The sequence below is a fragment of the Mycobacterium sp. SMC-14 genome, from assembly GCF_046250075.1.
Lineage (GTDB): Bacteria > Actinomycetota > Actinomycetes > Mycobacteriales > Mycobacteriaceae > Mycobacterium.
The window spans coordinates 4,470,587-4,482,362 of sequence record NZ_CP176429.1; the positions used below are offsets into that span (position 1 = coordinate 4,470,587).

The 11,776-nt window shown below is 74.2% G+C and carries 2 protein-coding genes; both read right to left on the reverse strand.

Annotation, left to right across the window (positions count from 1 at the left end; translation table 11 throughout):
* Nucleotides 1-15 precede the first annotated feature (15 nt).
* Nucleotides 16-7,218, reverse strand: coding sequence for a PGRS repeat-containing protein (locus tag ACKY0W_RS21010; protein WP_409435650.1), 7,203 nt, complete (start codon nucleotides 7,216-7,218; stop codon nucleotides 16-18).
* A gap of 184 nt (nucleotides 7,219-7,402) precedes the next feature.
* Nucleotides 7,403-11,764: a PE family protein gene (locus tag ACKY0W_RS21015; protein ID WP_409435651.1), complete on the reverse strand. Its 4,362-nt coding sequence runs from the start codon at nucleotides 11,762-11,764 to the stop codon at nucleotides 7,403-7,405.
* Nucleotides 11,765-11,776: the final 12 nt, after the last annotated feature.

The following is an 11,776-nucleotide window of genomic DNA, read 5'->3' on the forward strand; positions in this document are numbered from 1 at the left end:
CCTTCCTGTGCGGTCTCACCCGTGGGCTCCCGCGTTGCCGTCAGCGCCTTGGGCACCGGTGTCTCCAGTGGCACCCGCGCTTCCCTTGTCACCCGAGGTCTCATGACCGGTCCCCTTGACCGAGGCGTCGCCCTTACCTCCGCCGGCACCACCGGCGCCACCTTGACCACCGCCGCCACCGGCGCCCTTGTCCCCGCCCTCACCACCGGTGCCGGCATTGCCATTGACCGCCGTGCCGGCCGCCCCGCCCTGTCCACCATCACCACCGGCACCACCGGCACCACCGGTGCCGCCCTGACCGCCGTCACCGCCGTCACCACCGATGGCCCGACCGTTTCCGACGCTGGTGGCATCGACACGGCCGTTGCCGCCACCGCCACCGTCACCACCACCGCCCCCCTGGGCACCGGCACCACCATTGCCGCCGGCACCACCGATACCGCCGTTGCCGGCGTCACCGCTGATTGAGCCGCCCTTACCGCCGGCACCACCGACACCACCGTTGCCACCGGCAGCGCCGGCCGCACCGACTCCGCCCTGACCGCCGGTGCCGCCGTCACCGCCGTAGGCATCACCGGCGCGGTCGTTGGACCGTCCGTAGCCGCCCGCGCCACCGTTGCCGCCTCGCGCGCCTTCGCCGCCGTTGCCGCCGTTGCCGCCGTTGCCGGCGTTGACATTGGTGTGGTCCTTGTCATCAGCACCGGAACCACCGTTGCCACCGACCTGGCCCGCGGCGCTGGCATCAGACCCATTGCTGCCGTTGCCGCCCCGACCGGTGCCGCCGGCACCGGCCGCGGCCTGGCCGTTGGGCGGCGGGTTGACCCCATCAGCACCGAGGGCGCCGGCACCGCCGGCACCACCGTTACCGCCGTTGCCCTGAGTGCCCGCATCACCACCGAGACCGCCGTTGCCGCCGGCTTGGGCGATGCCGTTGACCGCACCGATGCCGGTGCCCCCGGTGCCGCCGTTGCCGCCGTTGCCGCCGGTGGCCGCGGCGCCGACGCCGCCGTGGGCGCCGTCGTTGCCACTGCCGGTTCCGCCGTCACCGCCTATACCGGCAAGACCGCGCTCACCACCGGCGCCGCCGTTGCCGCCGTTGCTGGCCGCCGCGCTACCGCCACCACCGATGCCCTGACCGCCCACACCGCCGTTGCCGGCGTCACCGCCCGCACCACCCTGGCCACCGGCACCACCATCACCGTGCAGCGCGACCCCACCCGCACCGCCCAAGCCGCCGTCCGAACCCGTGCCACCGGCACCGCCGGTACCACCGTTTTGGCCCACCACGGTCGCATCGGCACCGGCACCACCAGCACCGCCGCTACCACCAGCGCCGCCCTGGCCACCGACGCCGCCGTTGCCCGCCACCGAGCCACCCATGCCACCGGCGCCACCGGCGCCGCCCCATCCGCCGTCACCTCCGCGGGAGCCGTTTCCGGACGCGTCGGCCACCCCGGCCGCACCGGCCGCACCCGCGCCACCATCACCGCCGGCGCCACCGTTGCCGATGCTGCCGCCGTTGCCACCGGCGCCACCGGTACCGCCGGAGATCCCGGGTGTGGTCGCGCTGTATCCGTCGCCGCCGTCACCACCGTTGCCGGACGGGCCGGAGGCCGCGGTGCCGGCGCTGCCCTCGGCGCCTTCGACACCTCCGCCGCCGGCTGTCGCCCCGGCCGCGCCGCCGGCGCCACCGGTACCGGCCACGTTGCCGGCGTCACCGCCGTTGCCGCCGGCGCCGCCGTCCGGGGTGGTGGCGTCGCCATCGGCTCCTCGGCCACCGTCACCGCCTTGGCCCGCACTGCCGGCGTTTCCGCCGGCGCCACCGTCACCGTTGACGCCGACCACGGTTCCGGACTGCGCGGTTCCGGCATTACCGCCAGCGCCACCGGTGCCGCCCGAGCCGGCCTGGCCGCCGTCGCCGCCGCGGCCACCGGACGCGCCGGCCACCGATCCCGTACTCGCGTCATACCCGGCACCCCCGGTGCCGCCATTGCCGCCGGCGCCACCGGCTCCTCCGGCGCCACCGTTGCCGGCGGTGTTGACTTCCAGTGCGCCACCGTCACCACCATCCCCGCCGGCACCGCCGTTACCTCCGCCGGTGCCCGAGCCGCCATTACCGCCATCGGGGTCCGCCGCCGTGCCGGTGCTGCCCACCGCGCCGTTACCGCCGACACCGGTCTTCCCGGCGCCACCGGCACCGCCGTTGCCGCCGTTACCGGCGTTGCCGCCGTCGCCACCTGCGCCGCCGTTGCCACCACTGGTGCCGCCGGCGGCACTGCCATCGCTGGCCGCGTCATATCCGGCTCCGCCGCTGCCGCCGTTACCTGAGGCGGTGCTGATCGGGGTGCCGCCGGCGCCGTCGGTTCCGTCGACGCCGCCGGTGCCGCCGGTGCCGTGTGCGCCGCCCTGACCGCCGGTGCCCGCGACATTGCCCGCGTCGCCGCCGGCGCCACCGTTTCCGCCGTTCGGGGTGGTGGCGTCGCCGGCTGCGCCGTTGCCGCCGTCACCGCCCTGGCCGGCCACTCCGGCGTTGCCGCCCGCGCCGCCGTTGCCGTTGGCGCCCGCACTGGCCGCGCCGTTGACCGTACCGGCGTCACCACCGGCACCACCGGTGCCGCCGGATCCGGCTTCACCGCCACGACCACCGGCCCCGCCGGCGGTACCCGCCACCGCGGTGGGGTCCGCGGCCGCGTCATAGCCGGCGCCGCCGGTTCCTCCGTCGCCTCCCGCGCCACCGGCACCGCCGATGCCGCCGCTGCCGGACGTGTTGATGGCCAGCGAGCCGCTGGCACCGCCCTTGCCGCCGTTACCGCCGTTGCCGCCGGCTGCGCCCTGGCCGCCGTTGCCGCCGTTGGGGTCGGCGCTGGAACCGGGGATACCGACCGCTCCGTTCCCGCCGAGGCCGTTCGCCCCCGCACCGCCGGCGCCACCATTGCCGCCGTTGCCGTGTGAACCGGCGGCCCCACCGTCACCGCCGTTGCCGCCGTCACCGGACGCGCCAGTCTGGCTGAAGCCGTCGCCGCCGCGTCCGCCGTTTCCGGCCGCACCGCTGATCGCTGTGCCGTCGGCGCCAGCGGTTCCGTTGCTGCCGCCGAGGCCGCCGAGGCCGCGATCGCCTCCGCTGCCGCCGTTGCCGGCCGTACCGACATCGCCTCCGGCGCCACCGTTGCCGCCGTCGACGTGGTCGGCGTCGCCGTCTGCACCGGTGCCACCGTTGCCGGCCGTACCGGCACTACCACCCTTGCCGCCGGCGCCGCCGTTGCCGTTGGTGCCCGCGGTGCCGGTGGTAGCCGTGCCGCCATCGCCGCCATACCCGCCGTCGCCGCCCTGACCGCCGCTGCCGCCGCTGCCGCCGTCAGTGCCGCTCGCACCGGCCGTGGTGGCATTGGTTCCGTCTAGGCCATTACCGCCGCTGCCGCCGTTACCACCGGCCCCGGCGTTGCCACCGGCACCACCATTGGCGCCCGTACCACCGGCGCCGCCGTTGCCGCCGGCGCCGCCATTGGAACCGGATTGCCCGTCGTCGCCGGCGTTCAGGCCACTGGGGCCGGTGTAGCCGTTGCCGCCCTTACCGCCGGCACCACCGGCACCACCGGCACCCGATGACGCACGCTCGCCAGAGTTGCCCGCCACCAAACCGCCCTGGCCGCCGGCGCCGCCGGCACCACCATTGCCACCCGCGGTGCCGTCTACGCCCGCCGCCGTGCTGTCGACCCCATCAAAGCCCTTACCCCCCACACCACCGTCGCCACCCACACCGGCAGTGCCGTCAGCACCACGGGCAGCCGCACCCGAAGCTCCGAGCCCCCCGGCACCACCGGTACCGGCATTGCCACCATTGCCACCCTGACCGCCAGCGGTCCCATTGTGGTCAGTGGTGTTGCCGTCAGTACCCGCCGAACCCGTCGCACCATCGCCACCATCACCACCACTGCCACCCACGCCACCAGCACCATGCGCACCGGCCGTGGCACCACTACCGCCAGCACCGCCGTTGCCGCCCTGTCCACCATTAGAGCCACTGGTGCCATCAGAACCCGCCAGCACACCACTGACACCGTCGTAGCCATCACCACCGCGACCACCGGCACCCCCGGCACCACCAACACCCGATGACGCACGCACGCCAGAGTTGCCCGCCACCAAACCGCCCTGGCCACCACCGCCACCGGTGCCACCATTGCCACCCGCGGTGCCGTCTACGCCCGCCGCCGTGCTGTCGACCCCATCAAAGCCCTTGCCGCCCACACCACCATCGCCACCAACACCCGCAGTGCCGTCAGCACCACGGGCAGCCGCACCCGAAGCTCCGAGCCCCCCGGCACCACCGGTACCGGCATTGCCACCATTGCCACCCTGACCGCCAGCGGTCCCATTGTGATCGGCGGAATTGCCGTCAGTACCCGCCGACCCAGTCGCACCATCACCACCGTCACCACCACGGCCACCCACACCACCGGCACCGTGCGCACCCGCGGCAGCACCACTACCGCCAACACCGCCGTTGCCGCCCTGTCCGCCGTTGGAACCACTGGTGCCATCAGAGCCGGCCAGCACACCACTGACACCGTCGTAGCCATCACCACCGCGACCACCCGCACCACCGGATCCACCAATTCCGTTGGCGGCCTGCCCTATTCCGCCAGCCTGCAGACCGCCCGCTCCACCATTACCACCGGCACCACCATTACCCCCCGCAGTGCCATCCACACCCGCCGCCGTGCTGTCGACCCCATCAAAACCCTTACCGCCCACACCACCATCGCCACCCACACCCGCAGTGCCGTCAGCCCCATCGGCAGCCGCACCACCGGCGCCCATCCCCCCAGCACCACCGGTGCCGGCATTGCCACCATTGCCACCCTGACCACCAGCAGTGCCGTCATGATCAGCCGCCGTACCGTCAACACCCGCCGACCCAGTCGCACCATCACCACCGTCACCACCACGGCCACCCACACCACCAGCACCGTGCACGCCCGCCGTAGCACCACTACCGCCAACACCGCCGTTGCCGCCGGCACCACCATTGGTGCCACTCGTTCCATCAGAGCCGGCCAGCACACCACTCACGCCGTCGTAACCATCACCACCGCGACCACCCGCACCACCGGAACCACCAATTCCGTTGGCGGCCTGTGTTATTCCGTCTGCCTGCAGACCGCCCGCTCCACCATTACCACCGGCACCACCATTACCCCCCGCAGTGCCATCCACACCCGCCGCCGTGCTGTCGACCCCATCAAAACCCTTACCCCCCACGCCACCATCGCCACCCACACCGGCAACGCCATCAGCCCCACCGGCAGCCGCACCACCGGCGCCCATCCCCCCAGCACCACCCGTGCCGGCATTGCCACCATCTCCACCGTCCTGGCCCGCGGTGCCGTCGTTATCTCCAGCGGTTCCGTCCGAACCGCTCTCGCCGGCGGCACCGTCACCACCGCTGCCACCGTTGCCACCGCCACCGCCCGCACCGTCGCTGCCGGCGGTGGCGCCGCTGCCGCCGGCGCCGCCGTTGCCGCCGGCACCGCCGTTCGTGCCGCTTTGGCCGTCATCGCCGGCGTTCAGGCCGCTGAGCCCGGTGTAGCCGTCGCCGCCGCTTCCACCGGCGCCACCATTGCCACCAATTCCGTTGGCAGCACGTGTTATCGCATCAGCGTTGAGACCGCCGACGCCACCGTTGCCCCCGGCACCGCCATCACCACCCACACCGCCGTCGATCCCAGCGGTCGTGCTGTCGGCCCCGGCCACACCAGCGGCACCATCACCGCCGTTACCGCCTAGGCCGCCGACCCCGCCGGCGCCCGCGTTGCCCCCGGCACCGCCATTGCCGCCCGCGGCACCGGCGACGGCATCCGGATCACCGGCCGCGTCATAGCCATTGCCGCCGTTGCCGCCATTGCTGGCACCACTGGCCGCCGCACCGTCAGCACCACGCTGGCCCTCCAGACCGCCCTCACCACCGGCATGTCCACCAACACCACCGGTCCCGGCGACACCGGAATCCCCACCGTTGCCCCCAGCGCCACCATCGATATCGGTCGCCGTCCCCTGCGCCCCAGCACCACCGTTGCCACCGATACCGGCCGCACCACCGGCGCCGCCGGCACCGCCATCACCAGCCACCCCGACCCCACCGGCACCGCCTTGCCCGCCAAACCACGCCCGCGCGCCACCGCCCGCACCGGCCACACCGGCCGCGCCGCCATTACCGCCGGCGCCGCCGTTGCCGCCGTCAGAGCCCGCGGTGCCGTCACCGCCGTTGCCAGTACCACCCTCGGCAAACGAACCCGTCGCACCGTCATCGCCGGCCGCTCCTGCTACACCCTGGCCGCCGGTACCACCACTGCCACCGTTTCCGGCCGCACCACCTTGGCCGCCGGCGCCGAATACCAACGCTTTCGCCGCTCCGCCGGCGCCGCCGTTACCGCCGACACCACCATTGCCGCCAACCCCGCCAATGCCGCCATCCACCCCGGCAACACCGGCCAGACCCGCCGTACCAACCAGACCATCGCCGCCGACACCACCGTTGCCGCCGACCGCGAACAGCCACCCCGCACCAACACCACCATCGCCACCATCGCCGTGCACACCGCCAGCACCACCGGCACCGCCGACACCGGCCCAGCTACCACCGGCGCCACCCGTGCCGCCGGCAAAACCCGCACCACCGGCACCGCCGGCGCCACCATTACCGAACATTCCGGCCGCACCACCGTCGCCACCGGCAACTCCGGTCAGCGAGCCGTCATAGCCGGCACCACCGTCACCGAACAGCCAACCCCCAGCACCACCCTCGGGATTCAGCTCAGTGCCGACCGCACCATTGCCGATGATGATCGAACCGAACCCGAACCAGGTGTTGATGAAGTCATCCACCGGCTTGCCGATCAGCGGGTCGTTGATCCACGACACCATCGCGGCATGCAATGGCTCATAAATCGATTGATCGATCATGGCGATGATGTCGGTGGTGTCGGCCGCCGAACCCACCGACCACGGATCGGCTTCGGAGCCGAAACTCCAGGTGCTGGAGTCGAACAATCCCCAGGATCCTGGATCGAGCAGATCGCCGAAATCGAAGTCGGCGTGTGCTTGCGGCACCATCCCGAACGCCAAGAACGCACTCACCGCTGAGGCGGCGCCGACGGCCCGGCGACCTGCGCTGCCACCGCTGAAGGATTGACCCGTGCTACGACGCTTGCTAGCCATTCGAATAACCTCGATCTACCGAAATGAGATGGAACAGAACCAAAACCTCAAGCACCGCAAGGCAAGTCGAACCCGGGACTCTCGCGCTCGCGGGAGAGCGACGCCAACCGGCGCCCTCACCTTCAATCGCGCTCTGAATCTGCCTCGCGGACCGATCTGAAATCACGTGTAGTTGCCTGCCCCGTCAGGTGCCGGGTGTGCCCGGCGTGCCGTCCGCTCCGGTGGTGCCGTCGGTGCCTGTCGCGCCGGTGGTGCCAACGGCGCCGGGGTGCGGAATGTCGTTGCTGCCGTTGGCCGAGATGGTTCCCGGGGTACCGCCGGTGCCGCCTCGACCGCCGTCACCGCCGGCGCCACCGGTGCCGGCCGTCCCACCGTTGCCGCCGCTGCCGTTGTTGCCCGACCCGAGGGCTATGCCCCCGGCGCCGCCGTTACCGGCGTCTCCCCCGTCGCCACCAGCACCCCCAGCACCACCGGCGCCACCGGCGCCGCCGTTACCGGCCCAGAGGTCGACCTTGTTCTCACCGGTGAGCGCATACCCGCCGCTGCCCCCGTTGCCGCCGCGGGCGCCCGCGTCGCCGCTGCCGCCGTTACCGCCGCCACCGCCGGTGCCGCCCTGGCCGCCGTCACCCGAGATCGACCCGCCGGCACCGCCGGCACCGCCGCTGCCGCCGTTGCCGCCGGCGGTACCGGACACACCGGCTCCGCCGTCGCCACCGGCACCGCCGTTGCCGCCGGTCGCGGAGTTGCCCTTGTCATTGGATGAGGCCCCACCGCCGTTGCCGCCGTTGCCGCCGGCCGCCCCGAGGCCACCGTCCCCGCCGTCGCCGCCGTTGCCGCCGGCGCCCTGGGAGTGGCCGCGGTCCTCGCTGCCGTCGCCGCCGTTGCCACCCATCTGGCCGGGTTGGGTGGCGTTGGTGCCCGCACCACCGGGGTTGCCTCGCCCGCCTGCATTGCCGCCGTTGGCCGCCTGGCCGTTCGCGGGTGGGTTGACCCCGACCCGACCGGCCGTGCCGGTGCCGCCGTTACCGCCGTTGCCACCATTGCCATGGTCGCCACCATTGCCACCGGCACCGCCGTTACCGCCGGAAACCCCTGCCGCGGCAGTGGGATCCAGCGTCGGGTCATAACCGGCGCCACCGTTGCCGCCGTTGCCCACGGCGCCGGCGTAGCCGGTGCCGTCGACACCGTCGGCACCGGTCTCGGCGCTGCCACCGCCGGCGCTGCCACCACTGCCGCCTACCCCGAACTGCCCGGCGTTGCCACCGTTTCCGCCATCGCCGCCGTGAATGTGGTCGGCCGTGCCGGCCGCTCCGGCCCCACCCTCGCCGACCGCACCGGCATTGCCACCGGCCCCGCCGGCGCCGCCACTGCCGTCGGCGCCCGCACTGCCGGAGCCGCCGCCGGCCACACCACCACCGGCACCGCCCTTGCCGCCCGAGCCACCGTCGGCCCCGCTGCCGGCGTTGCCGCCGTTGCCGCCGGCACCGGACTCATCGGTGGTGAACGAGCCGGCCGCACCGGTCACCCCGTCGCCGCCGTTGCCGCCGCGGGCGCCAAAGCCGCCGCGTCCACCACTGCCGCCGTCACCGGAGCGTGCACCGCCCAGACCACCGTTGCCACCATCGCCACCGGACCCGCCCGAGGTGCCATCGGTGCCCGAGCCGTCCACGGTCACACCGTCGACACCGGCCAACCCGTCGCCGCCGGCACCGCCGGCGCCACCGTTGCCGCGGTCGCCGCCGTTGCCGCCGTTGCCGCCGCTACCGCCGGACGCCCCGGCCGAGGCGGTGGGATCCTGCGTCGGGTCATACCCTGCGCCACCATCGCCACCATTGCCGGAGGCGGTGATCGCGGTGTCCGCGCCGCCGTCGGCACCGTCGTCGCCGCCGGATCCTCCGGTACCGACCGTCCCGCCCTGACCGGCCGTGCCCGCGGTCCCGGCGTTGCCGCCGTGACCTCCGTTGCCGCCGTGGGTAGTGGTGGCGTCACCGTCGGCGCCGTCGGATCCGTCGCCGGCCCTACCGGCGTTACCGCCGTTGCCGCCGGAACCGCCGGAGCCGTTGATGCCCGCGCTGCCGGACCCGCCGGCCGTTCCGCCGGCGTTGCCACCGGCGCCGCCGGAGCCGGCGTTGCCGCCGTTGCCGCCCGAGCCGCCGTCGTTGCCGTTCGCCCCGGCGGCAGTCGCCTGGACGCCGGCCAGGCCGTCACCCCCGTTGCCGCCGGATCCGCCGGCACCACCGGAACCGCCGTTGCCGCCATTGCCCGAGGTCGTACCGCCCAGGCCGCCGGCCCCGCCGGCACCACCGTCGGTGCCGTCGCCGCCGCTGGTTCCCGAACTGCCCGCGGTGGTGGCGCTGACGCCCTGCGCACCGATGAAGCCGTCCCCGCCGCGGCCACCGTTGCCGCCGTTGCCGATATCGCCACCGTTACCGCCGGCGCCGCCCGCGCCACCGTTGACGCCCGCGGTGGTGGAGCTGAAGCCGTCACCACCGTCACCGCCGTTGCCGCTGACCACAATGGCGCCGTCGGCACCGTGGGCGCCATCGGCACCGCCGACGCCGCCGGTCCCCTGTTCGCCGCCCGCGCCGCCGCTGCCGGCGCTGCCGGCATTGCCGCCGTTGCCACCCTGACCACCGTCGACGTGGGTGTCATCGCCGTCGGCGCCGCGGCCGCCATCACCGGCCGCGCCGCTGGCACCACCCTGGCCGCCGGCACCGCCGTCACCGTTGGCGCCCAGGTTGCCGGTGCCTGTCGCGGTGCCGGCACCACCGCCGGTACCGCCCTGCCCGCCGTTGCCACCGCCGCCGCCGTTGCTGCCGTCACCGCCGTGGCCGTCGCCATCGTCGGCGTAGCTGCCGGCCACGCCCGCAACACCGGCGCCGCCCTGACCTCCGATACCGCCCTTACCGCCGACACCACCGGCGCCGGCATTGCTGTTGAGACCGGTGCCGTTGCCACCGTCACCACCGGCACCACCGCGACCGCCGTCGCCGCCCTGGCCCCCGTAGCCGCCCAGTGCGCCGCCGGCGCCGCCCGCGCCACCGGCACCACCATCACCACCGGCACCGCCCCTGCCGCCGCCGAAGCCACCGTCACCACCGGCGCCACCGTCACCACCGTCGCCGCCGTCGCCACCGTCACCGCCGTTGCCGACCAATCCGGCGTCTCCGCCCGCACCGGCGCTGCCGGCCCGCAGCAGGGCGGTCGTGGAACTGAAGCCGTTGCCGCCCGTGCCGCCATTGCCGCCGAAGGTGGCCGCGGCGCCGTCGGCGCCGGAGTCTGCTTGGCCGGTGAGACTCCCGAAAGCCATTGGGGTGAACTCGGATCCGTCCTGGGCCGAACCCGGGGCGGCGGCGGCGCCACCGTCGTGGCCACCGGCGCCGCCGCGGCCGGCCTGACCCGGATCCGCACCGGCCCCGCCATTGCCGCCGTCGGGATCGGCTGCGGTGCCGTCCGCGCCGGTGCCACCGTTGCCGGCGATCCCGGCGGCGCCGCCCTGACCGCCGGTGCCGCCGAGACCGAAACGTCCGTCGCCGCCCAGCGCCGAGCCGGTACCGGCCGCGCCGCCCTGACCGCCCGCGCCGCCGTTGGCGCCATCACCACCGGCGCCGGCGCCGCCACCGTTGCCGGCACTGACCGCGTCATCCCGACTGCCCGCGGCACCGTCACCGCCACGTCCGCCCGCACCGCCGGCGCCACCATTGCCGCCCGCCCCGCCGTTGCCGCCGGCACCGAAGATGCCCGAAGCCCGGCCGCCCGCACCACCATTGCCGCCGGCTCCGCCACCGATACCGGTGCCTCCGGCGACGCCCACGCCACCGTCGGCCCAGGCCCCGGCGGCGCCCGCGGATCCGGCCACGCCGTCCACACCGACGCCGCCCGCGCCGCCGTTGCCGCCGGCACCGAAGAACCACCCGATGGCATCGCCGCCGGCACCACCGTTGCCGCCGGACCCACCAGCACCACCGTCGCCACCGATGCCCATGAACCAGCCACCGTCGCCGCCGACACCGCCGACACCGCCATCGGCACCGCCGGCTCCACCGGCACCGCCGTCGCCGAAGAACCCGGCCGCACCACCGCTACCACCGGCGCCGTCGTCGTAGCCGGCACCGCCGGCGCCGCCGTCGCCGAACCACAGGCCACCGGCGCCGCCGGCGCCGGCCGCGGTCGTCGCGGTCGCATCGGCACCGGCTGCGCCGTCGCCGATCAGGTACTGGCCGGCCACCTCGTTGATGAACCCATTGACCTGCATACCGAGGTCACTGTGGATCCAGTCCTGCAACGAGGTGTGCAACGGCGTGTAGAACCACTCATCCACCAACCCGGTCAGATCGAACGAACCCGAATCCGGCACATCAAATCCGACATCCCCGGCTACACCGATACCGACCGGCTCGAACAGGTCCCACAACCAATCCAATCCATCCGCCCGCGACACCGGCACACCCGAGGGCGCCATCCCGAAGGCCAAGAACGCCACCACCGCCGACGACGCCCCCACCACCCGATGGCAACCGGTTACATCGCGGCGCCTGCTGGTCATCGCAGAACCCTT

Excerpts from the sequence above, each read along its gene's own strand:
- ACKY0W_RS21010 (WP_409435650.1), bottom strand. The coding sequence starts at position 7,218 with ATGGCTAGCAAGCGTCGTAGCACGGGTCAATCCTTCAGCGGTGGCAGC.
- ACKY0W_RS21015 (WP_409435651.1), bottom strand. The coding sequence starts at position 11,764 with ATGACCAGCAGGCGCCGCGATGTAACCGGTTGCCATCGGGTGGTGGGG.